The sequence below is a fragment of the Actinospineispora acaciae DSM 45401 genome (genome assembly GCF_000620785.1).
Classification (GTDB): domain Bacteria; phylum Actinomycetota; class Actinomycetes; order Mycobacteriales; family Pseudonocardiaceae; genus Pseudonocardia; species Pseudonocardia acaciae.
Genome location: NZ_JIAI01000002.1, coordinates 1,296,940 through 1,323,040, shown reverse-complemented (window position 1 = coordinate 1,323,040; position 26,101 = coordinate 1,296,940). Strand labels below are relative to the sequence as shown.

Below are 26,101 nucleotides of genomic sequence, written 5' to 3'. Positions count from 1 at the left end.
TCGACGCCGAACGAGGACGCCGGTGCGCTGAGTCGGTGCCGCCGCGCCCTGAGCGGCTCATTCCGGCAGGACCGAGACGCCGGCGGAGGAGACGATCCGTTGCAGGGCGGCGACGTGCTGTTCGAACGCGGCGCGCCCGACGGTGGTGAGCCGGGCCGAGGTGCGCGGGCGTTTGCCCACGAACGCCTTGCGCAGCTCGATGTAGCCGGCGTCCTCCAGCGTGGTGAGCTGTTTGGACAGGGCGGAGTCGGAGAGCCCGACGCTGTCGCGGATGAACGCGAACGCCGCCCACTCCGAGGACGCCAGCAACGCGACGATGGACAGCCGGGTCGGCGCGTGGATGAGCTCGTCGAAGCGTGGCTCGATCATCGCTGGGTGCCGGCGCGGTGGGTCCACATGATCTGGCGCAGCAGCCGCCGCAGCACCGGCCCGCCCACGACCATGACGACCCCGCCCAGGGCGGTGGCCAGCGTGGCGGGATAGCGGACGCCGGCGGCTTGCAGGGCGAACGCGGCGGGCAGCGTCACCGCGAGCACCAGCGCGACGAAGCCGACGATCGCCAGCGCACCGCCGGGGCCGAGCAGGTCGCCGCGCGGCTGGGCGTGCCGGCGGGCGCCGAAGACCACCGCGCAGGTCGCGGCCGGCACGCCGAGCACGAACACGCCCGTGCCGACGCCGATCACCAGCGGCTCGCGCGACTCGACCGCCGCCACCAGGCCGACCGTCAACACCGCCACCGCCCACCAGTACCACCAGGGGATCAGCGATCGCGTGATCACCTGGTCGGCGCGCCTGTCGATCTCGTCCAGCGCCCGGGCTGCCTCGTCCGGCCTCGGCCTCTCGCCCATCGTTTGCTCCCCGCTCAAGTACTTTCCAATACGGAAAGTACGCCTCACTTTCCCGCTCGGCAAGTACTTCCGGCGGGGTTGGTGCCCGTCCTCGGCCGCGCCTTCTCCGCCCCTCGGGGGTTCTGCGACGCGCCTCGGCCCTGGTTCGCTGCGGCGGGCGTCGGGGACGAACGACTGGGGGGTCGACATGATCATCAAGGGTGCACGGGCGGTCGCGTTGGTACTGACGGCTGTCCTGGTGCCGGCGATGACCGCCTGCGCCGGCGCCGCACCCGACGGCGCCGGCGAGGCGACGGCCCCACCGGACGGGGTGTGGCGCTCCGACGGTTACGGCTGGGTCATCGCGGTCGGCGGCGGGCGGGCGCGGACCTTCGAGACCACCGCGATCAGCTGCCTGCCGGCCGAGACCCTGGACCAGATCGGGCCGCCGGGGGCGGACGGCACCGTCCGGTACGGCACCGACGGCGTGGCACGCCGGACGGTGCGTCGCACGGCGGACGGCCGGGCGGTGCTGCACCCGCTCGGCACCGTCTCCGAGATCGACCTGCTGCCGCTGCCGGGGCTGCCCGAGTCGTGCTCGCGGCCGGTGCCGAACGATCCGGTCACCAACTTCGACATCTTCTGGACCACGTTCGCCGAGCACTACAACTCGTTCGGACGCAAGCACGTCGACTGGGCGGCGGTGCGCGAGCGGTACCGGCCACAGGTGACCCCCCGCACCTCGCGCGCGGAGCTGTTCACGATCTTCACGGCGATGCTCGCCCCGCTCGGCGACGCGCACACCTCCGTCGAGGGGAAGGGCGACCTCGAGTTCGAAGGCCTGCGGGCCGGCACCCGGGGCGAGGACGCCGTCCCGCTCAAGACCGTCACCACGTCCATCGACGCCCACCTGCGCGCGGACCTCGGCGTGTCCGACATCCAGCGGTTCGCCGGCGGGCACATCGCCTACGCGGACCTGCCCGGCGACCTGGGCTACCTGCGGATCACCTCCTTCCAGGACTGGCAGGGCGAGGACTCCGCGTACCTGGCGGACAGGGCCGAGCTGGACAGGGCGCTGGCCGCCGTGTTCACCCAGGCCAGGGTGGCGAAGTGGCGCGGGCTCACCATCGACCTGCGGCACAACTCCGGCGGCTCCGACGCGCTGGGCATCCAGATCGCCGGGCACCTGACCGACCGCGCCTACCCCGCGTACACCAAGCAGGCGCGCAACGACCCGAACGACCAGACCCGCCACGGCCGGTTGCTGACGATCACCGTCACCCCCAGCGAAGGGCCGAGGTACACCGGGCCGCTGCGGCTGCTGACCAGCGACCTGACCGTCAGCGCCGGCGAGACGTTCACCATGGCACTGATGGGCCGCACCCCGGCGCCGGCCCGGGTCGGCACCACCACCCAGGGCGTGTTCGCCGACGACATGCACCGAGGGCTGCCCAACGGCCTGTCCTTCGGGCTGGGCAACGAGGAGTTCTACCTGCCCGACGGCCGTAGCTTCGAAGGCACCGGCATCCCGCCCACCGTCCAGCGGGACGTGTTCACCCCCACCGACCTGCACACCCACAAGGACGCCGCGCTGGACGGCCCGTTCTAGAAGCGCGCGGAGACGGTGGACACCATCCGCTCCAGCGGTCCCTGGCCCAGGCGGCGGCGCCAGAGGTGCCCGAACGTGAGCGCGCCGGCGGCGAGCAGCGCGAACAGCGCCGGCTCGTTGTCGATCAGCCCGGTGGCCAGGACCAGCAGGTGGCCGACGTAGAGGGTCAGCGTCATCGAGCCGGCCGCCGCCAGCGGCCCGAGCAGCCGGGCGAGCGCCGGGACCCGGCACACCAGCAGCGCCGCGCCGAGCACCGCCATCGCCGAGCCGAGCGTGTGCATCAGGTCGATCTGGGTGTTCGAGTGCGGCGCGGGCACCGCCAGGTACCACCACGACCCGACCGGGTCGTCGGAGCTCCACAACAGCCTGTTGGTGGCCCGGCGGACCGAGCCGCCGTCGTCGAGGTCCAGCAGCCGGGCCAGCCCGCCGGCCCGCACCAGCAACAGGTAGGACAGCAGCCGGGCGCCGACCGCGAGCGCGAGACCGCCGCCCAGCAACGCGCCGGCAACCTTGGCCGAGGACAGGTCGAGCCGGCCGATGGCCATGCCGGCGCAGAGGAACGCGAAGTAGGCCAGCACCGGGTAGGAGCCGGTGACGAACAGCGCGGCCAGGAACCCGCCCGGGTCCTCGGCAAGGGCACCGAACGTGAGGTTGCCGCCGGCGGACAGGTCGGCCCCGCCGCCGTCCGCGACCGCCCACAGGATGACCACCGGGGACACCGCGACCAGGGCGGCGCAGGCCAGCGCGAGGGTACGCGGGCGGGCGTAGAGCAGCGGGATGGCGAGCAGGAACAGCAGCCCGTAGTACGGCAGGATCACCTCCACCTCGGTGGCCTTGCCGACCAGGCCGCCGAGCACCAGGCCGATGGCCCCGACCAGCACCGCCCGCACCGCGACCGCGCCGCGCACCCGCCCCTCGACCGGGTGGCGCCCGCCGCTGAGCAGCGCCAGGCCGACCCCGGCGAGCAGCACGAACGTGGTCGCGGCCCGCCCGCCCGCGATCATGGTGGCCACCGTCGGCTCGCCGCGCCTGGTGAACTGGTCGAAGACGTGCACCGCGATCATGCCGAGCAGCGCGAGCCCCCTGGCCACGTCGACGCCGGCCAGCCGGGGCGCGCGGTGCCGGGCGGGTGCGGCGGTGCGGGTCGGGTGTCCACCGTCCACGGCTGGGCCTCCTCGTCAGCGACCGCGTCGTCCGGCGCCCAGCCTGCCCATCCGGGCGCGGAATGACGATGGTGCGCACCCCCGAGGCACCCGGTGCGGCCCCTACCCCGGGGTGGGGCCGACCCCCGGCAGCGGTCCTCCGAATAACGGATCTATCGAACCGACTTTGCCCTCGTCAGGCCGTATCGATGACCCTGATAGCGCGTGACGGCCCTGGTAGGGCGCCCGCAAGCACGGTTGACAGGGCTTTCCGGCGACCGTAGTGTCCCAACTCACTTCGGAACTATATGTCCGATATACGGAAAAGTCGGCGTTCTGGCCCCGCTCGTCCGGCAGGGGCGGTGTGAGGTGGTTGGCTTGTTCGGTCGGTCACGCGCGGCGGTCGGCGTCTCGCGGCGGGGATTCCTCGGTGGTTGCGCGGTCGGTGTGCTGGCGGCGGGCGTCGGGACGGTCGCGGGGTGCGGCCCGGCGGGCTCCGTGCCCGGTTCTGGCTCTGGCTCCGGGGACGACGCGGACGCCGGCCCACCGCGCCGGGGTGGTGCGCTGCGGGTGGGGATGGTCGGCGGCGGCCAGGTGGAGACGCTCAACGTCAACCACTACACCTCCGACATCAGCATCGTCCGCCAGCGGCAGCTGTTCGACAGCCTGGTCGGCTTCAACCCGGACATGACCGCGCCGGTGCCGGCGCTGGCCGAGGAGCTCACCCCGGACCCCGAGTTCCGGGTGTGGACGGTGCGGCTGCGCCAGGGCGTGACGTTCCACAACGGCAAGGACCTGACCGCCGACGACGTGCTCTACACGATCCGGGGCTGGGCGGACCCGGGCAACGACGCCTTCTCCCAGATCGGCAAGTTCGTCGACCTGCCCCGGCTGCGCAAGCGCGACAGCCACACCGTGGAGCTGCCGTTCACCATCCCGTTCGCCGAGCCGCACGGCGCGCTGGCCTCGCCGCCGTGCATGGTCTACCAGGACGGCGAGAAGGACTTCACGAAGCCGGCCGGGACGGGGCCGTTCAAGCTCACCGCGTTCACCCCCGGCCAGAGCAGCACCATGGTCCGCAACGAGAACTACTGGGCGCAGGGCAAGCCGTACGTCGACGAGCTGCGCATCCTGTCCTTCTCCGACGCCACCGCCGCGTTCAACGCGCTGCAGGGCGGCCAGACCGACCTGATGCCGGCGGTGCCATTCCTGCAGGCGCGCGCGATCAAGCAGCGCAGCGCGCGGCTCAAGCTGATGGTCACCAAGCAGCCCGCGTCGACGATCTTCACCATGGCCGTCGACCGGCCGCCGTTCGACGACGTCCGGGTGCGCCAGGCGATGCGCCTGATCGTGGACCGCCAGGCGCTGGTCGACACCGTCTTCTTCGGCTTCGGCGAGATCGGCAACGACCTGCCCGGCCCCGGCCTGCCGCACTACGACACCTCGGTGCCACAACGCACCAGGGACATCGAACGCGCCAAGGCCCTGCTCAAGGAAGCCGGGAAAGAGAACCTGACGGTCACCCTGCACACCAACACGGCGTCGCCGGGTTTCGTCGAGTCCGCCCAGCTGCTCGCCGAACAGGCGAAGGCCGCGGGCGTCACGATCCTGGTCAAGCAGGAGAACCCGAGCGCCTACCACGACCCGTCGCAGCTCTACCGGAAGATGCCGTTCTTCCAGGAGATGAACGCCCCGATCTCCTCGCTGGCCAGCATCTGCATGCTCGACCTGACCCGGGACGGGCCCGCCAACGGCACCCACTGGTACAACCCCGGCACCGACGCCATGCTCTACGAGGCGATCGGGTCCACCGGCGCGCGAGCACAGGAACTCTGGAACCAGATCCAACGCCAGCAGCACGCCGAAGGCGGCTACATCATGTGGGGCCAGCCCGACTTCCTGGACGCGATGGCGAAGAACGTGCACGGCCTGTCCCCCGACAAGTTCGCCAACGCCGGCAACTGGGCGTTCAAAGACGCTTGGCTCGCGACGTGACCAGCGCTGTCGTCGAAAGGACCGCCCGCCGCGCGCATCCGGTGCTGGCGTTCCTGGCCCGCCGGCTGGCCGGGGCGGTGGCCACGCTGCTCGTCGCGTCCATGCTGATCTTCGTGGCCACCCAGCTGCTGCCCGGCGACACCGCCAGCGCGGTGCTGGGCAAGGCGGCCAGCCCGGAGGCGGTGGCGGCGCTGCGGCACCGGCTCGGCCTGGACCGCTCGATCGTCGCCCAGTACGCGGACTGGCTGGCCCACTTCGTGCGCGGCGACCTGGGCGACTCGGCGGTCGCGCTGGCCGGCGGCGCGGAGTCCGCCCCGGTCTCGGCGGTCATCGCCGGCCCGCTGCTCAACAGCGCCATGCTGGCCCTGATCACGCTGGTGCTGACGATCCCGCTGACCCTGGCGCTGGGCGTGTTCACCGGACTGCGCGCCGGGCGGACCGCCGACCACCTGCTGACCACCGTGTCGCTGGCGCTGGTGTCGGTCCCGGAGTTCGTGCTGGCCTCGCTGCTGATCCTGGTGTTCTTCACCGGGCTGCAGGTGCTGCCGCCGGTCGCGCTGGTCGCGCCCGGGGAGAGCCCGCTGGCCGACCCGACCGCGCTGGTGCTGCCGGTACTGACGCTGCTGATCATCGGTGTGGCGGTCGGCATGCGGCAGGTGCGCGCCGGCGTCGCGGAGGTCGCGCGGCGGCAGTACGTCACAATGGCCCGGCTGAACGGGATCGCCGAACGCCGGGTGGTCTGGCGCTACATCGTGCGCAACAGCCTGGCCGCGAGCGTGCAGATGATCGCCCAGAACGTCCAGTACCTGCTCGGCGGGATCGTGCTGGTGGAGGTCGTCTTCGCCTACCCCGGCGTCGGCAAGCTGCTCGTCGACGCCGTCACCGCCCGCGACTTCACCGAGGTGCAGGCGATCACCGTGCTGATCGGCGCGTTCGCCGTCGCGCTCAACATCGTGGCCGACCTGATCGTCGTGTTCCTGGTACCCCAACTACGCACCACGGAGCTGTCATGACAGCGGCGCTGGCGGCGGTCCGCCACCGGCTGGGCGTGGCCGGACCGGTGATCGTGCTCGTGGTGGTGGGCATCGCGGTGTTCGGGCCGCTGCTCGCGCCGCACTCCCCGACCGCGAGCATCGGCATCCCCGGCGACGGCCCGTCCGGGCAGGCGCTGCTGGGCCTGGACCAGGTCGGACGCGACGTGCTCAGCCGCACCCTGCACGGCGGGCGCACCGCGCTGGGCCTCGGCGCGCTGACCACCGTGCTCGCCTACCTCGCGGCCACCGCGATCGGGCTCACCGCCGGCTTCGCCCGCTCCTGGCTCGACCCGCTGCTCATGCGCGCGGTCGACGTGCTGGTGGTGTTCCCGCCGCTGATCGTGCTGCTGGTGCTGGTCACCGGCCTGGGCAGCGGCGTGCCGGTGCTCGTGCTCGGGGTGGCCATCGTCCTGGTACCGGGCATGAGCCGCATCGTGCGCACCGCCACCCTGGAGGTCGTCGCGCGCGGCTACGTGGAGGCCGCGGTCGCGCGCGGCGAGCGCCCGTGGACGATCGTGCGCCGCGAGGTGCTGCCCAACATCGTGGAGGCGATGCTCGCCACGCTCGGGCTGCGGTTCGCGTACGCCATCATCCTGATCGCCAGCGTGAACTTCCTCGGGCTGGGCCTGCGCCCGCCCACGCCCGACTGGGGCCTGATGGCCTCGGAGAACCGGCAGGTGATCGACCTCAACCCGTACGCGGTGCTCGCGCCCGGGCTGATGCTCGGCCTGCTGACCATCGGCGTCACCCTGGTCGCCGACGCCTACGCCCGCGGCCTCGGCCGCTCGGCCCGGAAGGTCATCGGATGAACGTGCCGCCGGTGCTACGCGTGCGCGAACTGTCCGTCTCCCTCACCGACGGGGCGCCGATCGTGGACGGGGTGTCGTTGGACGTCGCCGCGGGCGAGGTGCTCGGGCTGGTCGGCGAGTCCGGCTCCGGCAAGACGACCACCGCGCTGGCCCTGCTCGGCTACGCCCGCCCCGGCGCGCGCATCCGCGCCGAGGAGATCTCGGTGGCCGGCGAGCGCCTCGACGGCCGGGACGAGGCGGCATTGCGCGCGCCGCGCGGCCGGCTCATCTCCTACGTCCCGCAAGACCCCGGCGGCGCGCTCAACCCGTCCTCGCGCATCGGCGCCGCCCTCGCCGACGTGGTCTGCGCGCACGCCCGCGACGGCGAGCCGCCCGCCGAGGTGGTCGAGAGCGCCCTGCGCGCCGCCGAGCTGCCCACCGAGCCGGAGTTCGCCCGCCGCTTCCCGCACCAGCTCTCCGGCGGCCAGCAACAACGGGTCTGCATCGCGGCCGCGCTGGCCTGCCGGCCGAGGGTCCTGGTGCTCGACGAACCCACCACCGGCCTGGACGTCCTCACCCAGGAGCGCATCCTGGCCCAGATCGAGGACCTGCGCGCCCGGCACCGGGTGGCCATGGTCTACGTCACCCACGACCTCGCGGTCATCGCCCAGGTCGCCGACCGGGTCGCGGTGATGTACGGCGGCCGGATCATCGAGCAGGGGCCGGTCGCCTCGGTGCTGACCCGGCCTCGGCACCCCTACACCCGGGGGCTGATCACCTCCACCCCGGACCTGACGGCCCCGCGACGGCTCCAGGCCATGCCCGGGGTCGCCGCCGGCCCCGGCGACGCCGTGTCGGGCTGCGCGTTCGAGCCGCGCTGCGCGGCCAGGGTGGACCGGTGCGCCACCGCGGTTCCCGTGCTGGAGCCGGTCGGACCGGGACACGACGCCCGCTGCTTCCGCTGGCGGGACCTGAAGCCGCTGGAGCTGCCCGCGCTCAAGGCCGCGCCGGTGGCCAACGGCCGGGCCGGCGCGCTGTTGGAGGTCGCTGGCCTGCGGGCCGAGCACAGGTCCCGCCGCGAGCGGGTCGTGGTCGCCGAGGACGTGAGCTTCGCCGTGGACCGGGGCGCCTGCGTCGCGCTGGTCGGCGAGTCGGGCTCGGGCAAGACGACGATCGCCCGGGTGATCGCCGGCCTGCACCCGCCGCACGGCGGCTCGCTGCGGTTCGCCGACGCCCCGCTGGCCGCCCGTGCCCGCCACCGCACCCTGGACCAGCGCCGACGCATCCAGATCGTGTTCCAGAACCCGGCCGACGCGCTCAACCCGCGCCACGACGTGCGGGCCATCGTCGCCCGCCCGATCCGCCAGCTGCGCGGCCTGGGCCGGGCCGGCACCGACGCCGAGGTCGGGCGCCTGCTCGACCAGGTCCGGCTCCCCCGCCGGATCGCCGACCGCTACCCGGGCGAGCTGTCCGGCGGCGAGCGCCAGCGCGTCGGCATCGCCCGCGCCCTGGCCGCCAACCCGGACCTGATCGTCTGCGACGAGATCACCTCGGCGCTGGACGTCTCCGTGCAGGCGGCCATCCTGGAGCTGCTCGCCGAGCTGCGCGCCGAGCTCGGGCTGAGCCTGCTGTTCATCACCCACGACCTGGGCGTGGTGGCCACCATCGCCGACCAGGTGCTCGTCCTGGAGCACGGGCGGATCCGCGAGCGCGGACCCACCGCCACCGTGCTCGACGCGCCCGAGCACGCCTACACCCAGCGGCTGCTGGCCGCCGCCCCGAGCCTGCACGCCGCCGCACACACCACCACCACGACCCCCGCCTCAATTCCGGATCGCCTTATGGACGATTCGAAATTCCCGTTTCCCTGATCATTCGAAATCACCGAGAACCTTGACATTCCAGAACCGCATAGTTAGTCTCAGATCGAAGTTCGAACACTTAAGTCCGATAAACGGACCATTTCTCTGGTGCGTCACGGAGGACACCTCATGAGCTCGACCGCCCTCGAAACGCTTACCGTCGGATACCCCGGCCGCGAGGTGAGCGCCCCCGGCATCCTGGCCGCCGCCGAGCGGCTGTACCCGATGATCGACGCGCAGGTGCCGGCGATCCGGGAGGCCGGCAAGCTGCCCGACGAACTGATGGCGAGCCTGCGCGAGGCCGGCGTGTTCCGGGCGGCGTTCCCGGCGGCCTGGGGCGGCCCGGAGATGTGCTTCGTCGACCAGGTCACCCTGATCGAGGGCCTGGCCAGGCACGACGCGTCCGTCGGCTGGGCCTGCATGATCCTGTTCGACAGCGGGTTCTTCGCCGGCCAGTTCCCCAGGGAGATCGCCGAGGAGATCTACCCTTCGATGGACATGGCCACGGCGGTCAGCGAGTACCCGCCGGGGCGCGCGGTGCGCGACGGCGAGGACTACCGGGTCACCGGGCGGTTCAAGTTCGGCAGCGGCTCGTACAACGCCGACATGTTCGTCTGCCCGACCATGCTGCCCGACGGCGACGGGCTGCTGCTCGACGAGGACGGCAAGCCCGTGCTCGCGCTGTTCTTCGTCCCCCGCGAGCGGGTCACCATCCACGACACCTGGCACACGATCGGCCTGCAGGGCACCGGCAGCACCGACTACTCGGTGGACAACCTGCTGGTGCCGAGCCGCCACATGTGCCGGCTGGACAAGGCCGCCGTGATCGAGGACCGGCCGCCGCTGTCGCGGTACCACCACCACCTCGTGCTCAGCCAGTTCGGCGTCATCCTCGGCCTGACCAGGCACATCCTCGACGAGCTGAACGCCGCCGCCCGCACCAGGGTGTCCACCTCGACCCGCCAGCCGATCAAGGAGGAGTACCCGGTGCTGACCGGCGTGCCCGAGGCCGAGGCGATGTGGGGCGCCGCCCGGGCCTACGTCTACGAGTACGCGCGCGCCACCGACGAGATCGTCTTCCAGGACCGGCCGCTGACCCGCGAGCACAACGCGAAGCTCCCGCTGGTCGGCGTCGCGCTCGCCCAGCTGTGCCGCCGCGCGGTCGACCAGGCTCTGGAGCTGGTCGGCACCGACGCGATCCACACCGCCCGCCCGTGGGAGCAGCTCTACCAGGACTTCCGCGTCGCCGCCAGCCACGTCGTGCACCGCCGCCCGTACTACCGGGAAGCGATGCGCCGCATGGAACACTGAAAGTCACGTCCGTTATTCGGACAATACGTTCGGATCTAGAAAGAATTGTTGTTCCCGGTGCTTGCCGGGCCCGTTCGACTCACAATAGGACGAACCCGGTGGCCGAGATCTCGAAGACCGCGGACCAGGCGCTCGCCGCGCTGGTCATGCTGACCGACCGCGGTCCGATGAAACCCGCCGAGCTGTCCCGAGCGCTGGATCTCAACCGCACGGTGGTGCACCGGCTGCTCTCGACGCTGCTGCGGCGCGGTTTCGTCAGCCGGTACGACGACCGGTACGCCCTCGGCGCGCTGCTGGTGCGGATGGCCGAGCGCGTCCGCCCCGGCCTGCGCGTGGCCGCCACCCCGGTGATGAAGGACGTGGTGGAGGCGGTCGGCGAGACGATCGTCCTGCACATCGCGGAGGGCGAGGACGCCGTCGTCCTGCAGCAGGTCGTGTCCACCCACCACGTGGTGCGCGTGGAGCACCGGATCGGCTCGCGGCACTCGCTCGGCACCGGCGCCAGCGGCCGCGCGCTGCTCGCCTTCCTCGACCCGGCCGTGGTCGCCCACGTCACCGAGCGGACCGGCCGCCCCGACGCACTGCGCCGCGAGCTGGACGCCGTGCGCGAGCTCGGCTACGCGCTGTCCCACGACGAGCTGCAGGACGGCGTCTACGGCCTGGCCGTGCCCGTCCGCACCCGCGCCGGCCGGGTCATCGCCAGCGTCGCCGCGCTGGTCCCGATGAGCCGCGCCTCGACGCTGACCCAGCACATCGACGCACTGCGGGCCGCATCGACGCACATCGCACAGGCCTGCGCCGGCCCCATCGGCACGGACAACCTGACCGGCGACCGTCGCGCCTGGTCAGAGGCCGTGAGTGGTTAGCGTTGCTATGGCAACGCTAACCACTCACGGGTGGTGACCTGGGGTTTTGCTCCGGCGACCGGGCCGCTGGCGGTGTGCGAGGCCGTCGATGAGCAGGGTGAGGGTGAAGTCGAAGCGGTCGTGGCCCTCGCCGGCGGTGAGCTCGGCGGCGTGGCGGGTGGTGTGGGGAAAAGTGGCGGCGGGCAGGGCGGTGAGGCGGCGGAGCAGTTCGGCGCGGTCGTGCACCCAGGCGGCGTCGTCATGGGCTGCTCGGCGGCGGGCGATCGAGAGCTCGAGGCAGTAGGCGGCCACGTAGAGGAAGAGGGCGTCGGCGGTCCAGGCGGCGGCCCGTGGGGGGACGCCGCCGGCAAGCAGGATGGCCAGCATTCCCTCGTTGACGCGCACGATCTCGAGGTCGGTGGGGGCCATCGCGAGCGCGGCGCGGGAGATACCGGGGTACCTCAGGTACTGGTCGCGGATCTGAGCGCACACGGCGCGGGCCTGCTCCCGCCAGGCGGACGGGTCGGGGGTGGGCAGGTCCAGCTCGGAGCAGAGGCGGCCGATGAGCAGCTCGTCGAGGTCGGCCTTGTTGACCACGTGGGCGTAGAGCGAGGCGGGTCCGGTGTCGAGCGCGGCGGCCAGCCGTCGCATGGTCAGCGCCTCGTAGCCCTCTTTGGCAACGACGTCGAGCGCGGTGTCGACGACCTGCTCGGGCGTGATCGGGGCCTTGCGGCGCCGCGGCCTCGGGTCGGGCTCGGCCTCCGGGTCCGGCGGGCGGTGGCGCGCGGCGCGGCGCTGTCTCGGGTCCACCCGGTCACTCTAGCTTGACACGAACAGCGTTCGTACGTAGAACACTGTTCGTGTCGAACGACGTGGACGTGACGGTGGTCGGGGCCGGGCCGGTGGGGCTGATGCTCGCGGCGGAGCTGGCGCTGTGCGGGGCGAGCGTGCGGGTACTCGAGCGGCGGGCCGAGCCGGACGAGGCGGAGAAGGCCATGTCGATCAACGTGCCGACGGCCGAGGCGCTCGACCGCCGTGGCCTGCTGCCCGCCGCCGAACGGGCGCACCGGGAGACGCTCGGGCGGTTGGGGCCGTTCTCCCGGGCGGCCGACGGGCGGTTCACCGGGCACTTCGCGGGCATGGTCCTCGACGCCGACCTGGTGGACTGGTCCGATCCCGACCTGGCCGCGCACACCGAGGCCGCCGGGGCGCGGATGGTGCCGCAGCGTGAGCTGGAGAAGCTGCTGGCCGGCCATGCCGCGCGGCTCGGCGTGTCGGTGCGTCGCGGGGTGGAGGTCACCGCGCTGGACGACACCGGCGACGGCGTGCTGGTCGGCACCACCGACGGCACGGTGCGCTCCGGGTGGCTGGTCGGGTGCGACGGTGGGCACAGCGCGGTGCGCCGCCTCGCGGGCATCGAGTTCCCCGGCACCGACCCCGAGTTCGCCGGGCTGCTGGCGAACGTCGACATCGCCGATCCGGAGAAGCTCGCGAGCGGATGGACGTGGTCTCCCCAGGGGGTGTACCGCTGCGGGCCACAGCCCGGGCGGGTGACCACCCTGGAGTTCGACCGCGTCAACGACCGGTCGGCACCGGTCACGCTGGACGAGGTGCAGGCCAGCCTGCGGCGGGTGTCGAGCACGGACGTCACGCTGACCGCGCTGCGCGGCCCGGCGACCCGCTGGTCCGACAACGCCCGCCAGGCCGCGAACTACCGGTCGGGGCGGGTGCTGCTGGCCGGCGATGCCGCGCACGTGCACTCGCCGTTCGGCGGCCAGGGGCTCAACCTGGGGGTCGGCGACGCGGTGAACCTCGGGTGGAAGCTCGGCGCGGTGGTCGCCGGGTGGGCGCCCGAAGGGCTGCTCGACACCTACGACGACGAGCGCCGTCCGATCGGTGCCTGGGTGCTGGACTGGACGCGGGCACAGATCGGGGTGCTGCGCGGGGACGCCAAGTCGGGGGCGCTGCGCGGGGTCGTCGCCGACCTGCTGGGCACCCGGGACGGCACGACCCACGCGGTCAAGAAGATCTCCGGCGTCACCCAGCGCATCGACCTGCCCGGCGACCATCCGCTGGTCGGCGGGTTCGTCCCCGACCTGCGGCTGGCGGACGGCTCGCGGCTGGCCTTCCACGCTCACGGCGGCGGGTTCGTGCTGCTCGACCGCACCCCGGACGGCGCGTTCGCCCGCCTCGCCTCGGCCTGGGCCGGGCGGGTGCACGGCGTGACGGACGAGCCCGCGACACCGACCGGGGTGCTGGTACGCCCGGACGGTGTGGTCGCCTGGGCCACCGACATCCCCGACGGCACCGGCCTCGACGCCACCCTGCGTCGATGGGCCGGTGCGGCCGGTCAGGCGCCCCGGACCTCCCACAGCTCGGGGAACGCCGGGCGGAACAGCGTCGAGCGCAGGTAGTCCGCACCGGAGGAGCCGCCGGTCCCGGTCCGGCTGCCGATGATCCGTTCGACCATCTTCACGTGGCGGTAGCGCCACTCCTGCACGCCCTCGTCGATGTCCACCAGCGCCTCGCACACCTCGGCCGCCGGGTTGCGCTCGTCGGCGTACGCGGTGGCCAGGACCGCGCGCACGTCGGCCCGAGGCCGCCAGGGTTGGGCGGGGTCGCGGTCGAGCGCGTCGGGCGGGACGGCGAGCCCGGTGCCGGCCAGGTAGCGCAGCAGCGAGTCGAACACCGAGCGGCGGGTGGTCGCCGCGCGCAGTCGTTCGTCCAGCACGTCGCGGGCGAACCCTCGCCGGCCGAGCACCGCTTCCAGCTCGCGGAACTGGTGGGACTGGAAGCCGCTGGAGGAGCCCAGCTCGGGGCGGAAGGACGCGAACTGGCGCGGGGTCATCGTCTCCAGCACGTCGAGCTGGCCGACGATGGTCTTGAGGATCTTGGCGATGCGGCGGGCGGTGTGCAGCGCGCCGGTGCTGTCGCCGTCCTCCAGCCGCCGCTGCAGCAGCGCCGCCTCGTGCAGGATCTGCGCGAACCAGAGCTCGTAGACCTGGTGGATCACCACGAACAGCAGTTCGTCGTGCGCGTCGGTGAGCGGGGTCTGGCAGGCCAGCAGCTCGTCCAGGCGCAGGTAGCCGCCGTAGGTGAGCGTCCCGCCGGCGTGCGGGGGCACCGACCGGTCGAGCAGCGACAGCGCCTCGGCGTGGTGGTGCACGATCCGCCAGCCGTGCTCGTCGTCGCGGCGCAGCACGTCGGTGACCCGGAAGCAGCGGTCGGCCGACGGCGCGGGGAACCGGGCGCGCAGCAGGTACCGGGCGACGGCGGTGTCGCCCCAGACGTCCGCCCGGATGTCCTCGGGCGCGACCGACACCGGCGACGGACCCGACGCTCGCGCGGCCCGCCGGTCGCGCAGCTCATCCAGCGAAGGCAGGCCGTCCAGCAGCCGGTCGGCGTCGCTCTCCCAGATAGTGATGCGGGGGTCGAGGTACGCGTCGAACGCGGCCCGGTCACCGAGCGCGCGGTACAGCCCCTCCACCACGGCGGCGATCTCGGTCATGGCGACCGCCAATCCCGACGGTCGTCACGCACCACCTCGCCGCCCTTCATCACCCAGTTCAGGGTGCGCAGCGCGGAGATGTCCCTGGTGGGGTCGTCGCGGGTCGCGATGAGGTCGGCGAGCTTGCCCTCCTCGACGGTGCCGATGTCGTGCTCGGCGCCGAGCCAGCGCGCCGGGACGATCGTGGCCGCCCGCAGCGCGGGGTACGGCGCGAGCCCGCCCTCGGCCATGTACTCCAGCTCGCGGACCGTGGCGCTCGTCCCCTCGAACTGCCAGAACGGCGGCATGTCGCTACCCAACATGACGGGCACGCCGGCCGCCAGGGCCATCCGGTAGCTGCCCATGTGACGCGGCCCGGCGTCCAGCGAGCGGCGCTGCATCCACGGCGGCACGCCCAGCTCGTCGAAGAACTCGCCGCAGCGGGTGACCACGAGCGTCGGCACCAGGTGCACGCCGCGCTCGGCCATCAGCGCGACCACCGGCTCGGTGAGCTGGTAGCCGTGCTCCACGCAGTCCAGCCCCAGGCGGACCGCCTCCTCGATCACCGGCGCCGGGCCGGCGTGCGCGGTGACCTTGCGGCCCCACGCGTGCGCGGTGTCGATCACGGCGGCCATCTCGTCGCCGGTCAGCTGGGGGGTATGGATCGCCTCGTGCTCACCCGCGATGCCGCCGGAGATCATCACCTTGATCAGGTCGGCGCCGACCTTGAGCTGCTCCCGGGTGCCTCGGCGGAAGCCGTCGGGGCCGTCGCACTCCAGGGTGTCGGTGGAGGAGTGGCCGTGCCCGCCGGTGCACGCCAGGCCCCGGCCCGCGGTGAAGATCCGAGGTCCGGGCACCTCGCCGCGCTCGATGGCCCGCCGCAGCGCGAACTCGGCGTGGTCCTTCTCCGCGACGCAGCGCACGGTGGTCACCCCGCCGTGCAGGGTCCGGCGCGCGCCCGCCGCCATGTACAGGGCGAGCCCGTACGCATCCAGCGCGAGGATCTCCTCCCCCGCCCGCCCGGGCAGCGACAGCGACAGGTGGGTGTGCATGTTGACCAGTCCGGGCATCAGGTAGCCGCCGTCCAGGTCGACGTCCACCCGGTCGGCCGGGACGCTGAGATCCCGTTCCGGCCCACACCGGACGATCCGGCCGTCGCGCACCCACACCGCCGCGCCCGGCACCGTCCGCTCGCCGACCGCGTCGACCAGCGTCGCACCGCGCACCAGCACGTCTGTCACCGATCCACCTCCACGCCGTAGACCTCGCGGGCGACCGCCGGCGAGACGTACCCCTGGGCGACATCGCGGCGCACCAGGTCGGGATCCCGCTCGCGCGGGTCGCCGTGGCCACCGCCGCCGGCGGTGAGCACCGTGATCCGGTCACCGGGCGCCACCGCCACCCGTTTCGTGCTCACCCGGTGCTCGCGGTCGGTGCCGGGGAAGACGACCACCTGGTTCGGCTCGGGCTCATGTCCGCCGCCGATCGCCCACGGCCGCGTCTTCGTCTTCTTGATCACCGACAGGAACTCCCCCGGCGCGCGGAACCGGATGTCGCGGCGCAGCCCGCACCCGCCCCGGAACCGGCCGGCGCCCGACGAGTCCTCCCGGATCTCCACCCGCTCGAAGATCATCCCGGTGCGCGCCTCCAGCACTTCGAGCGGCGTGTTCCGCGAGGTGCTGGCCGAGATGTGGATGGTGGCGTGGTTGCCGTCGTGCCCGGGGCTTGCGCCCCAGCCCACCGGCTCGTTGTTGCTGATCGCGTAGAACTCGCCGGTCTCCGGGTGCTCGCCGACCATCATGAACCCCGGCATGTCCCCGCCGGTGCTGGCCGCCAGCAGCTCGGGCATGCCCTGCGCGAGCGCCTTGTAGATCAGCTCGAACGCGACGATGCCCGTCCACAGGGTGTAGGTGGGCGCCGGGTACACCGCGTGGAACAGCGACCCGGGCGGGGCGACGACCCGCAGCGCGGCGGTGGTGCCGGCGTTGGTCGGCTCGTCGGGCGAGGTGAGCGCCTTGAGCACCACCTTGCACATGGCCAGCGTGGCCCCGAACGGCATGTTGACAGGCCCCCGCGCCGCGCCGGCCGAACCGGTGAAGTCGCAGGTCAGCGTGCCGTCCGCGATCGTCACCGTGACCCGCATGAGGATCGGATCGTCGCTGATGCCGTCGTCGTCGAGCCAGTCGGTGGCCGTCCAGGAGCCCTGCGGCAGCTCCCGCAGCCTCGCCCGCGCCTTGACCTCGGCCGCCTCCAGGTAGCGGTCCACGCATGCCGTCACGGTGTCGGCGCCGAACTTGGCCAGGATCTCGTGGAACCGGTGCTCGCCGGTCCGCAGGGCGGCGACCTGGGCGTGCAGGTCGCCGATCACGAGCTCCGGCATGCGCGAGTTGAACCGGAGCAGCTCCAGGATCTTCTCGTCCGGTTCGCCGCGCTCGAACACCTTGGTGCCCGGGAAGATCACGCCTTCCTGGTGCATGTCGGTGGAGTCGAGGACGTAGCCGGGGTCCTTGGCGCCCAGGTCCATCCAGTGCACCCGCACGCACAGGTAGCCGACGAGGGTTTGCGGGTCGCCGTGGAAGACGGGCATAAACAACGTCGCGTCCGAGGCGTGCGCGGCGTTCCAGTACGGGTAGTTCAGCAGCACGATGTCGCCGGGGTGCAGGTTCTGCGCGCCGACGTACTCCACGCCCTTGGCCAGCGAGTAGTCGTTCGCGCCGAGGAAGAACGTCATCCCGGCCGCCTCGGCGACCAGCCGCATCCGGGCGTCGTAGACGGAGATGCCGAAGTCGAGCACCTCGTAGATCACCGGGTTGAACGCGGTGCGGATCAGCGTCGCGCGCATCTCCTCCGCCGCGGCGACCAGGTACGACCGCACCACCTCCACGGTGGCGCCATCGGGCGTCGTCACTACCGGGCCTCCCGTACCGTCAGATAACCGTGTTCGTCCACGTGCACTGACTGGCCGCCGTGCACCACGGTGGTCGAGGTTCCTTCGTCGACGAGCGCCGGCCCGGGGAAGACGTCACCGGGCTCCAGCAGCGAACGGTCGTAGACCGCGAACGACGCCGTGCCGCGGGTGTCGAAGTCGAACGCGTCTCGGCTGCCGGTGAGTGCCCGCCCCGGGGAGCCGTCGCCGGCGGGCAGCACCGGGACCTGCAGCGGCTCACTCCGGCCGATGCCGCGCACCCGCACGGTGAGCACCTGCAGGCGGTCGTTCATGACGTGCCCGTAGCGCAGCCGGTGCAGCCGCTCGAACTCCGCCCGCACCGCCGCCGCGTCCGGCACCCCCTGCGCGACCGGGACCGGCAGGGTGTGCTCCTGGCCGAGGTAGCGGATCTCCAGGTGGCGCTCCAGCACCGCCCGGCCGGCCGGTACGCCCTGCGCCGCGACCGACGCCGACGCCTGCGCGCCCAGCTCGTCGAACATCCCCTGAAGAGCGGACATGTCCAGCTCGTCCAGCGGCGACATCACCGTGCGCGAGACGTCCTCCACGACGTCCGCGCTGAGCATCCCCCACGCCGAGAACCCGGACGGCGCGAACGGCACGATCACCTCCCGGATGCCCATCTCCCTGGCCAACAGCGGCGCCAGCAGCGGCCCGGCGCCGCCGAAGGCCAGCAGCGAGAACTCCCGGGGGTCGTGCCCGCGCTCCACGGTGATCTGCCGGACCGCGCCGACGGTGCGCGCCAACAGCACGTCGAACACCCCCGCCGCCGCGGCCTGGACGTCCATCCCCAACGGCCCGGCGATCTCCCCGCGCAGAGCGGCGCGCGCGGCGTCCGCGTGCAGGTCCATCTCGCCGGACAGGAAGCTCTTCGGATCCACGTAACCCAGGCAGACCGCCGCGTCCGTGACCGTCGGCTCGGTCCCACCCCGCCCGTAACAGACCGGCCCGGGATCCGCGCCCGCGCTGTGCGGCCCGACCTTGAGCAGCCCACCGTCCAGCCAGGCCACCGACCCGCCGCCAGCGCCGATGGTGCGGATGTCGTAGGTCGGCACCAGCAGCGGGTAGTCCTCCAGCCTCGCCTCGTGCGCGGTCACCGCGCCGCCGCGCTCGATCACGCAGGTGTCCAGCGACGTGCCGCCCACGTCGAACGTCAGAAGATCGCGCCGCCCCAGCGCCTCGGCCAGGAACGCCGCGCCCACCACCCCGCCCGCCGGCCCGGACAGGATCGTGTGCGTCGGCGACACCTTCGCCGCCTCGGCCGACATCGACCCGCCACCGGAGCGCATGATCCGGAACCGCCCGGCGAACCCGCGCACGGACAGCGAACGCTCCAGCTCCCCCACGTACCGCTCGAAGATCGGCCGGATGTACGCGTCGAGCACCGTGGTGCTGGTGCGCTCGTACTCCCGGTACTCCCGCGCGATGTCGGTCGATACGGACACCGTGACGTGCGGATACGCCTCCCGGACCAGCTCCGCCGCGCGCCGCTCGTGCGACGGGTCGCGGAACGCGTGCAGGAAACAGACAGCGACCGACCCCACCCCGTGCTCCTCCACGAGCACCCGCGCGGCCTCCCGCACGCCGTCCTCGTCCAGCTCGTCCAGGACGTTGCCCCGGTAGTCCATCCGCCCCCGGACGCCGACCGTGTTGCGCCGTTCCACCAGCCCAGCCGGCCGCCCGTACTGAAAGTCGTACATGTGCGCGTCCGGGACGTTGCCCCGCCCGAGCAGGAAGACGTCCCGTAGGCCCTCGTTGGTGATGATCCCGGTGGTCTCGCCGCGCCGCTCCAGCACCGCGTTCAACCCCAGCGTCGTGCCGTGGATGAACAGCTCCGCCCCGGCCAGGTCCGTACCCAGCGCGGTGATCGCATTGAGCACCCCCTCGGCCGGCCGCGCCGGCGTGGTGGACGCCTTCCGGAACCGCACCGCCCCGGTCCGCCCGTCCAGCTCCATCGCGTCCACGAACGTCCCGCCGATGTCCACCGCGACCCGCACCGACCTCGCATCCACGGCGAGCAGCATACGGCGAACACTCTGTCGTTGACAGAGTGAACGGTCATGGCTAGGTTCGGCCGATGGCGCGCACCGTCCCCAAAGGACTCACGGTGACCGCCGTGCTCGACGCCGCATTGGCGGTGCTCGACGCCGAAGGGCTCGACGGCCTTTCCACCCGCGCCATTGCCGCGCGCCTCGACGTGTCCATGCAAACCGTCCTCTGGCACGTCAAGGACAAACGCCGCCTCCTGGAACTGCTCATCGACAGAATCATCGGCGAGGTCAGCTACGACGACCTCCCCGACCACTGGGAGAGCCGCACCCGGGAGATCATGCGCCGGCTGCGCGCCACCCTGCTCTCCCACCGGGACAGCGCCCAGCTGATGACCGGCATGCCGAGCATCGACCCGAACGTGCTCCGATTCGAGAACGAGCTGATCAGCGCGCTGCTCGACGGCCTGCCCCGGCGCGAGGCGGTCTGGACGAGCTGGACGCTGACCTACTTCGTGCAGGGCCTGGTCGGCGAGGAACAGAGACGCGCCGACGGGTCGCTCCAGATCGCCTCGACCGAGGAGCACCCGGCCCTGCACGAAGTCTCCGAAGAGATCGCCACAACGGCCTTCCCGGAACGGTTCGAGTTCGGGCTGGACGTCATTCTCCGGCACTCGCCAAGGAGCTGAGGAATGTCCCGACACATTGGGGCCGACGACTTCGCGGCGGGGCGGATTCCGCGCGAACGCCGGCACGGATGGTTGTCCGTCGCGATGCAGCGGTTCGGCACCATGTCGTCGCTGCCGCTGTTCCTGCTCGGTTCGACGCTCGGTGTCGGGATGACGTTCTGGGAGGCGTTCTGGGCGTTCGTCTGCGGGTCGGTGGTCTTCGAGCTGATCACGATCCTGGTCGGGGTCCTGGGCGTGCGCGAGGGCATGTCCACCTCGATGATCGCCCGCTGGGCCGGCTTCGGGAAGGGCGGGGCGAGCCTGATCGGGCTGATCATCGGCATCTCGCTGATCGGCTGGTTCGGCGTGCAGACCCAGATCTCCGCGCAGGGCCTCACCCAATTGCTCGGCGGCCTGCCCGAGTGGGCGTGGTCGCTGGTGTTCGGCCTGGTCGTCACGCTGATCGTGGTGTTCGGCTTCAACTCCATGGCGTGGACGGCCTACCTGACGGTGCCGCCGTTCGTGATCCTCGTCGGCTGGGCGATCGCTTCCACGCTGACCGACCACCCGCTCGCCGCGCTGGTGGCCTCGCCCGCGCCGGGGCCGGCGATGAGCGTGGCGCAGGGCGCCGGCCTGGTCGCCGGCGGAACGATGCTGACCGCGGTGATCACCTGCGACATGACGCGGTTCAACCGCACGGTCGGCGACGTGGTGAAGCAGACCGTCCTGGGGATCACGCTCGGCGAGTTCTTCATCGGCCTGTCCGGGGTGCTCCTCGCCCACGCCACCCGCACCGAGAACGTCGTCGTCATCGTGCTCTCGGCGGTGGGCTGGATCGGCGTCCTGGTCACCGTCCTGTCCGCGCTGAAGATCAACGACTGGAACCTCTACTCCGCGAGCCTCGGGTTCGTGATCTTCGCCGACGCCGTCTTCGGCCGGAAGGTGCACCGGGGCGCGGTGGCGCTCGCGATGGGCGTCGTCGGGTCCGTCCTGGCCGCCGCGAACGTCATCGGGTCGTTCGCCACGTTCCTGACGCTGCTCGGCGACACCTTCTCCCCCGTGGCCGGCATCATGCTCGCGGAGTACTTCGTGGTCCGAACCTGGCGCGACGACCTGCGCCAGAGCGGCGCCGACGAGACCCGAGCCCCTGGTCATGCCCCGGTGTGGGTGCCGGCCAGCCTGCTCATCTGGCTGGCGTCCACGCTGGTCGGCATGTTCGTACCGATCGGCATCGGGACGGTCAACGCGCTGGTGCTGGCGTTCGTCCTCTACGTGGCCGCCGGCCGCCTGGGCTGGGTGCGCGGCGTGGGCGTCGCCGTCACCGAGGGCGCCGACCGCGCGCCGGTCAGCTGAACAGCAGCAACCCACCCGCCGCGACCACAGCGGCCGCGGCGACCAGCCCGAACAGGATCACCCACAGCGACCGGGGCAGCCAGGTGAGCGCGCCGAGCAGGTCCGCGTCCGAGGTGCCGCGCGTCCACCGCGTGGTGCGCCACAGCTCCCGCACCGCCCGCACGCCGCCGAACAGCAGGAACCAGCACAGCGCGGCGGCGAACCCGTCACGCAGCCCCGGCCCGCCCCACCCCGCGACGGCGCCGACCAACCCCCCGGTGACCACCACGGCGAACACCCCGTACGCGTTGCGCACGTGCACCAGCGCGGCCACCAGCAGCCCGATCGCGATCCACAGCATCAGCGCCGCGCGGTCGGCCGCCACCAGCGCCGCCCCGCCCAGCCCGAGCACCGACGGCGCCGGATAGCCGCCCAGAATGGTGAACACCAGCCCCGGCCCCCGGCGGGCACCGGTCGAGACGGTCAACCCCGAGGTGTCGGCGTGCAGCCGGATGCCGGTCAGCCCCCGGCCGGCCAGCACCGCGACGATCGCGTGCCCGCCCTCGTGGGCGATCGTCACGACCGTGCGCGCCCAGCGCCACACCGCCGTCCACCCGACCGCGACCAGCGCGAGCACCGCGGCGAACACCACGGCGCCGCGCTGGTCGGCCAGCGTCACGACGGTGTCGACGACCCGGTCCAGTGTCACCGTCCCGTTCGCCACGCCCGCCAGTCTGGCACGCGGCCTGGCTCAGGCCGGAGCGTGCTGCGCGGCCGGCTCCACCGGCTGTGCGCCCCCCTTTCTCATCCGTACGTACAAGCCCACGAACACCACCACGCCGAACACTACGAGCGCGATCGTGAGCGGCCCGACGTAGTCGTTGTACCGCCCGGTGAGCAGCAGGAACGCCGGCAGCCACGCCGTGACCCAGCCCTGGATGGCACACACCGCGCCGGTGTAGCGGCTCAGGCTCTCCCGCTTCAGGCCCAGCACGAGGAAGAACAACAGCCACAGGAACGCCCAGTACAGCCAGATGACGCCGAAACCGGGATCGCCGAAGCGGACGAAGTTCAGGCCCGAGTAGACCAGGGCGGACAGCACCACGAAGAAGCAGAAGTACCCCAGGCCCGTCCCGTCCAGGTCGAACACCAGGTTGAGCCCGACGTAGAGGTAGGTGAACGCGAACAGGTACAGGCCCGCCGCCGACAGGATGGTGTCGGCGTTGCCGTTGGCGGTGAATATCAGGTAGGTCGGGGTGATGATCTGCAGGCCGCCGACGAAGAAGTTGATCGGCGCGGCCGACTTGGCGTCGACCCAGCCCAGCAGCATCGCTCCGTTGATGAACAGCACGGCCCCGACGAACAGCAGTCCCACGGATCCCATGAGTCCGGACCTCTCAGGTCACGCCGCGGCCCTGGGGACGCCCATCCCGGGGTCGATCTTGTGCGGCCCTTCCTTGCCGGGCCGGACGTTGAAGTCGAAGATCTCGGTCGGGATGTAGACGGTCGAGCAGGAGTTCGGGATGTCCACCACCCCGGACAGCCGGCCCTCGATCGGCGCGGCGCCCAGGATCATGTACGCCTGGATGTCGCTGTAGCCGAACTTGGTCAGGTAGTCGATGGCGTGCAGGCAGGCGCGCTGGTACGACAGGTGCGAGTCGAGGTAGCGCTGCTCGCCGTCGAGGGTCACCGAGGTGCCGGAGAAGGCCAGCCACTCGCTGTACTGCGGGTCGGTCCGGCCCGGCATGAACACGGCGTTCTCCGACACCCCGTACAGCTCCATGCCGTTCTTGATCACGTCCACGTGCAGGTCCATGAACCCGCCCATCTCGATCGCGCCGCAGAACGTGATCTCGCCGTCGCCCTGGGAGAAGTGCAGGTCGCCCATGGACAGCTTGGCGCCGTCGACGAACACCGGGTAGAACACCCGCGAGCCCTTGGTGAGGTTCTTGATGTCCTGGTTGCCGCCGTTCTCCCTGGGCGGCGCGGTGCGGGCGGCCTCGGCGGCGATCCGGTCGAACTCGTCGCCGGTCAGGTTGCCCAGGATCGCCGACTCCGGCAGCGGCGGCAGCGCCAGCGGCGGCACCCTGGCCGGGTCGGTGGCGATCAGGTCGCCCTCGCGGGCGTTCCACTTCGACAGCAGGTCCGCCGAGGGCGCGGTGCCCATCAGGCCGGGGTGCACGATGCCGGTGAACGACACGTCGGGCACGTGCCGCGAGGTCGCGACGCCGCCCTGGAAGTCCCAGATCACCTTGTAGGCGTCCGGGAACTGCTCGGTGAGGAACCCGCCGCCGTTGCGGGTGGCGAACACCCCCGTGTAGCCCCAGCCCTGGCCGGCCAGCGGGCCGGAGTCCTCCTGCGGGATCGGGCCTACGTCCAGGATGTCGACGATGAGCAGGTCACCGGGCTGGGCACCCTGCACGGCGATCGGGCCGGACAGCACGTGCACGCCGGCCAGCGGGGCGTTCAGGATGTCGTCGGCGGAGTCGTTGTTGTGGATGGCGCCGTCGAACCATTCGCGGCAGTGCACCCGGAACGTGTCGCCCGGCCTGACCTGGACCAGGGCCGGGATGTCCGGGTGCCAGCGGTTGTGACCGACGATGCGCTGCTCGGTGAACTTCTTCTGGGAGTCGAGCGGGAACACGACCTCGGGCATGGCAGAACTCCTCAGGTGTTGTGAGAAACCTGTGTGCGGAAAACTCGAAACCGGTGCGCGGTCAGGGACGCGGCAGTCCTCGGGTCCTGGGGTCCGGGCGTGCGGCCGGGGCACGGCGGCGGGACGGCGGCGGTGAGGACACCACGGCGGGCTCTGAGCCGGACGCCTCGGCGCGGTCGATCACGGCCATGCGCCCCCGGTCGGCCAGGCCGAGCATCGGTGGGCTGAAGACCCGGGCTGACGGCCCGCCGCAGCTCGGGCAGGCGACGGTGTCCGGCGCGGTGCCGATCGGCCGGCGAACCTCGATCGGACCGTCGCTGTCGCATCGATACGCGTACGTCGCCATGGCGGCTTACCTTCCGCACCCGAGCCTGGAGAACCACGTCCCTCGGCAGCCTCGTGAGCTGCACAAGGAGATCACAATCGACGGAAATAGTTTCCAAAAAAAGTACTCTGCGTCATCGTGGGTGTCAACGGTCACACCCGCCGGGGTCAGAGCTCCTGGATGACGTCCCAGAACAGCCCGTCGGCGACGGCGAGGAAGACCCGCTGCCGCAGGTGCCGGTCGCGGACCTCGACGGTGCCGCGCGGGCTCTCGTAGGCCAGCCCCTCGGACACCGCCATCACCGGCGGCACCTCGACCGAGCCGGCGCGGCGCATCAGCTCGGTGAGCATCCGCACGCCCTCGTAGCAGGACTCGCCCAGGCTGTTGAGCACCGGCGCGTCCGGGCCGAACCGGCGGAAGTAGGTGGCCGCGAAGTCCATGCCCGACGTCGTCGCCAGGTCCTCGAAGTACCCGGCGGAGGTCATCAGCCCGCGCGTGTTGTCCGCCCCCGACGCGAGCAGCACGTTCTCGTCGATCAGCGAGCTGAACCGCAGCACGTCCCTGTCCAGCCCGCTGGCGCTGAACGCCCTGTTGAACTCGACGGCGTCGTCGCCGATCAGCAGCATCAGCACGGCCTCACAGCCGCTGGCCTCCACCCGGCGCAGCACCCCGGAGAAGTCCGAGGTCCCGAGCGGGACGTACATCTCGTCGCAGACGGTCCCGCCGATCCGCCGCAGGTAGCGGTGCGCGGCCCGCGCGGACCCGCGCGGCCACACGTAGTCGTCGCCGACGATCGTCCAGCGCCGGACCCCCGCCGAGCCGGCGAACCACTCCAGCGTCGGAGCGAGCTGGCGGTCGGGCGTCTCACCGGTCAGGAACACCCCCGGCCGGCGCTCGCCGCCCTCGTACAGGGCGGTGTACGCGTACGGCACCCGCCCGTCGATCCGGGGCGCCACGGCCTCCCGCACCGCGGAGATGTGCCACCCGGTGACGGCCTCCACGGCGCCGGCGCGGATCAGCGCGTCGACGTCCGTGGCGACCACCGAGGGGGCCGTCCCGCCGTCCACCGGCACCAGGTTCAGCTCGCGCCCCAGCACGCCGCCCTCGGCGTTGACCTCCTCCATGGCGAGCGCCGCGCAGCTCTCGCAGGACGGCCCGAAGATGCCGGCGGGCCCCTGCAGCGGAATGACGAGCGCCATGTTGAGCACATCGCGCCCGCGCTGCGGCGGCACCGTCAGGTGCGCCGGCACCACCGGGGTCATGGCGATACGCTAGCCATTCGCGCACG

General features: G+C 72.2%; 23 protein-coding genes and 1 pseudogene. 10 read left to right on the top strand and 14 right to left on the bottom strand.

Translation table 11 applies throughout. From position 1 onward, the window contains the following. Positions 1-57 precede the first annotated feature (57 nt). Positions 58-369 carry a winged helix-turn-helix domain-containing protein gene (locus N912_RS0116015; protein WP_028923229.1) on the bottom strand — a complete coding sequence of 104 codons (312 nt, stop codon included), beginning with the start codon at positions 367-369 and terminating at the stop codon, positions 58-60. Then, a complete protein-coding gene (locus N912_RS0116010; RefSeq protein WP_028923228.1) occupies positions 366-848 on the bottom strand; it encodes a hypothetical protein in 483 nt (160 codons plus the stop codon). The genes N912_RS0116015 and N912_RS0116010 overlap by 4 nt, the downstream gene beginning before the upstream one ends. Before the next feature lie 187 nt (positions 849-1,035). Between N912_RS0116010 and N912_RS0116005 the strand changes: the two genes are divergently transcribed. Then, on the top strand, positions 1,036-2,436 hold the full coding sequence (locus N912_RS0116005) for a S41 family peptidase (RefSeq protein WP_028923227.1): 1,401 nt from the start codon (positions 1,036-1,038) through the stop codon (positions 2,434-2,436). Here N912_RS0116005 and N912_RS52245 read toward each other — a convergent pair. Then, a complete protein-coding gene (locus N912_RS52245) occupies positions 2,433-3,599 on the bottom strand; it encodes a heparan-alpha-glucosaminide N-acetyltransferase domain-containing protein (RefSeq protein ID WP_051580225.1) in 1,167 nt (388 codons plus the stop codon). The two genes, N912_RS0116005 and N912_RS52245, sit on opposite strands and share 4 nt — an antisense overlap. A gap of 357 nt (positions 3,600-3,956) precedes the next feature. Between N912_RS52245 and N912_RS0115995 the strand changes: the two genes are divergently transcribed. The 6 genes from N912_RS0115995 (at position 3,957) to N912_RS52225 (ending at position 11,434) form a co-directional block, all read left to right on the top strand. Next, positions 3,957-5,573 carry an ABC transporter substrate-binding protein gene (locus N912_RS0115995; RefSeq protein ID WP_028923226.1) on the top strand — a complete coding sequence of 539 codons (1,617 nt, stop codon included), beginning with the start codon at positions 3,957-3,959 and terminating at the stop codon, positions 5,571-5,573. After that, positions 5,570-6,586, top strand: coding sequence for an ABC transporter permease (locus N912_RS0115990; protein WP_156993605.1), 1,017 nt, complete (start codon positions 5,570-5,572; stop codon positions 6,584-6,586). The genes N912_RS0115995 and N912_RS0115990 overlap by 4 nt, the downstream gene beginning before the upstream one ends. Further along, on the top strand, positions 6,583-7,416 hold the full coding sequence (locus N912_RS52240) for an ABC transporter permease (protein ID WP_037064472.1): 834 nt from the start codon (positions 6,583-6,585) through the stop codon (positions 7,414-7,416). Before N912_RS0115990 ends, N912_RS52240 begins: the two co-directional genes overlap by 4 nt. After that, the gene (locus tag N912_RS52235; protein ID WP_064745261.1) at positions 7,413-9,266 is read left to right on the top strand and encodes an ABC transporter ATP-binding protein; all 1,854 of its coding nucleotides are present in this window, start codon (positions 7,413-7,415) and stop codon (positions 9,264-9,266) included. The genes N912_RS52240 and N912_RS52235 overlap by 4 nt, the downstream gene beginning before the upstream one ends. A gap of 120 nt (positions 9,267-9,386) precedes the next feature. Beyond that, positions 9,387-10,568, top strand: coding sequence for an acyl-CoA dehydrogenase family protein (locus N912_RS60370; protein ID WP_051580223.1), 1,182 nt, complete (start codon positions 9,387-9,389; stop codon positions 10,566-10,568). Between the two features lie 98 nt (positions 10,569-10,666). Further along, positions 10,667-11,434, top strand: a complete 768-nt coding sequence (locus N912_RS52225) for an IclR family transcriptional regulator (protein WP_051580222.1) — start codon at positions 10,667-10,669, stop codon at positions 11,432-11,434. A 24-nt stretch (positions 11,435-11,458) separates the two neighbouring features. Here the strand turns inward: N912_RS52225 and N912_RS52220 are convergent, their stop codons facing one another. Further along, the gene (locus tag N912_RS52220) at positions 11,459-12,223 is read right to left on the bottom strand and encodes a TetR/AcrR family transcriptional regulator (RefSeq protein ID WP_051580221.1); all 765 of its coding nucleotides are present in this window, start codon (positions 12,221-12,223) and stop codon (positions 11,459-11,461) included. Positions 12,224-12,273: 50 nt separating this feature from the next. On the opposite strand from N912_RS52220, the gene N912_RS52215 reads away from it, so the two are divergent. Next, positions 12,274-13,827, top strand: coding sequence for an FAD-dependent monooxygenase (locus tag N912_RS52215; protein WP_245645292.1), 1,554 nt, complete (start codon positions 12,274-12,276; stop codon positions 13,825-13,827). Here the strand turns inward: N912_RS52215 and N912_RS0115955 are convergent. The 5 genes and pseudogenes from N912_RS0115955 to N912_RS0115940 all read right to left on the bottom strand — a co-directional run bounded on the left by N912_RS0115955 (position 13,764) and on the right by N912_RS0115940 (position 19,856). Next, entirely contained in the window at positions 13,764-14,537 is a 774-nt protein-coding gene (locus tag N912_RS0115955; RefSeq protein WP_028923224.1) for a tryptophan 2,3-dioxygenase, read from the bottom strand. The genes N912_RS52215 and N912_RS0115955 overlap by 64 nt on opposite strands. 39 nt (positions 14,538-14,576) lie before the next feature. Then, positions 14,577-14,921 (bottom strand): annotated as a pseudogene (locus N912_RS65730) (DUF4440 domain-containing protein); the annotation flags it as partial. Further along, positions 14,918-16,141, bottom strand: coding sequence for an amidohydrolase family protein (locus N912_RS0115950; RefSeq protein ID WP_028923223.1), 1,224 nt, complete (start codon positions 16,139-16,141; stop codon positions 14,918-14,920). The pseudogene N912_RS65730 and the gene N912_RS0115950, both read right to left, overlap by 4 nt. Then, the gene (locus N912_RS0115945; protein WP_028923222.1) at positions 16,138-17,808 is read right to left on the bottom strand and encodes a hydantoinase B/oxoprolinase family protein; all 1,671 of its coding nucleotides are present in this window, start codon (positions 17,806-17,808) and stop codon (positions 16,138-16,140) included. Before N912_RS0115945 ends, N912_RS0115950 begins: the two co-directional genes overlap by 4 nt. Beyond that, positions 17,808-19,856 (bottom strand): hydantoinase/oxoprolinase family protein, encoded by a 2,049-nt coding sequence (locus N912_RS0115940; RefSeq protein WP_156993603.1) that lies wholly within the window; start codon positions 19,854-19,856, stop codon positions 17,808-17,810. Before N912_RS0115940 ends, N912_RS0115945 begins: the two co-directional genes overlap by 1 nt. Positions 19,857-19,921: 65 nt before the next feature. On the opposite strand from N912_RS0115940, the gene N912_RS0115935 reads away from it, so the two are divergent. Beyond that, positions 19,922-20,521 (top strand): TetR/AcrR family transcriptional regulator C-terminal domain-containing protein, encoded by a 600-nt coding sequence (locus tag N912_RS0115935; RefSeq protein WP_028923220.1) that lies wholly within the window; start codon positions 19,922-19,924, stop codon positions 20,519-20,521. A 3-nt stretch (positions 20,522-20,524) separates the two neighbouring features. Next, positions 20,525-21,853, top strand: a complete 1,329-nt coding sequence (locus N912_RS0115930) for a purine-cytosine permease family protein (protein WP_028923219.1) — start codon at positions 20,525-20,527, stop codon at positions 21,851-21,853. Here the strand turns inward: N912_RS0115930 and N912_RS0115925 are convergent. From N912_RS0115925 to N912_RS0115905, 5 genes are all read right to left on the bottom strand, one after another. Then, on the bottom strand, positions 21,846-22,556 hold the full coding sequence (locus N912_RS0115925) for a M50 family metallopeptidase (RefSeq protein ID WP_245645291.1): 711 nt from the start codon (positions 22,554-22,556) through the stop codon (positions 21,846-21,848). The genes N912_RS0115930 and N912_RS0115925 overlap by 8 nt on opposite strands. 27 nt (positions 22,557-22,583) lie before the next feature. Then, the gene (locus N912_RS0115920; protein WP_028923217.1) at positions 22,584-23,216 is read right to left on the bottom strand and encodes an AmiS/UreI family transporter; all 633 of its coding nucleotides are present in this window, start codon (positions 23,214-23,216) and stop codon (positions 22,584-22,586) included. Between the two features lie 18 nt (positions 23,217-23,234). Further along, positions 23,235-24,488, bottom strand: a complete 1,254-nt coding sequence (gene fmdA, locus N912_RS0115915; RefSeq protein ID WP_028923216.1) for a formamidase — start codon at positions 24,486-24,488, stop codon at positions 23,235-23,237. Between the two features lie 61 nt (positions 24,489-24,549). Beyond that, positions 24,550-24,834, bottom strand: a complete 285-nt coding sequence (locus tag N912_RS0115910; protein ID WP_028923215.1) for an FmdB family zinc ribbon protein — start codon at positions 24,832-24,834, stop codon at positions 24,550-24,552. Positions 24,835-24,980: 146 nt separating this feature from the next. Then, positions 24,981-26,075 (bottom strand): substrate-binding domain-containing protein, encoded by a 1,095-nt coding sequence (locus N912_RS0115905; protein ID WP_425415293.1) that lies wholly within the window; start codon positions 26,073-26,075, stop codon positions 24,981-24,983. Between the last annotated feature and the right edge of the window lie 26 nt (positions 26,076-26,101).

Coding starts and splice junctions, on each gene's coding strand:
- N912_RS0116015 (WP_028923229.1), bottom strand. CDS start 369: ATGATCGAGCCACGCTTCGACGAGCTCATCCACGCGCCGACCCGGCTG.
- N912_RS0116010 (WP_028923228.1), bottom strand. CDS start 848: ATGGGCGAGAGGCCGAGGCCGGACGAGGCAGCCCGGGCGCTGGACGAG.
- N912_RS0116005 (WP_028923227.1), top strand. CDS start 1,036: ATGATCATCAAGGGTGCACGGGCGGTCGCGTTGGTACTGACGGCTGTC.
- N912_RS52240 (WP_037064472.1), top strand. CDS start 6,583: ATGACAGCGGCGCTGGCGGCGGTCCGCCACCGGCTGGGCGTGGCCGGA.
- N912_RS52235 (WP_064745261.1), top strand. CDS start 7,413: ATGAACGTGCCGCCGGTGCTACGCGTGCGCGAACTGTCCGTCTCCCTC.
- N912_RS60370 (WP_051580223.1), top strand. CDS start 9,387: ATGAGCTCGACCGCCCTCGAAACGCTTACCGTCGGATACCCCGGCCGC.
- N912_RS0115935 (WP_028923220.1), top strand. CDS start 19,922: ATGGCGCGCACCGTCCCCAAAGGACTCACGGTGACCGCCGTGCTCGAC.
- N912_RS0115930 (WP_028923219.1), top strand. CDS start 20,525: ATGTCCCGACACATTGGGGCCGACGACTTCGCGGCGGGGCGGATTCCG.
- N912_RS0115920 (WP_028923217.1), bottom strand. CDS start 23,216: ATGGGATCCGTGGGACTGCTGTTCGTCGGGGCCGTGCTGTTCATCAAC.
- fmdA (WP_028923216.1), bottom strand. CDS start 24,488: ATGCCCGAGGTCGTGTTCCCGCTCGACTCCCAGAAGAAGTTCACCGAG.
- N912_RS0115910 (WP_028923215.1), bottom strand. CDS start 24,834: ATGGCGACGTACGCGTATCGATGCGACAGCGACGGTCCGATCGAGGTT.
- N912_RS0115905 (WP_425415293.1), bottom strand. CDS start 26,075: ATGACCCCGGTGGTGCCGGCGCACCTGACGGTGCCGCCGCAGCGCGGG.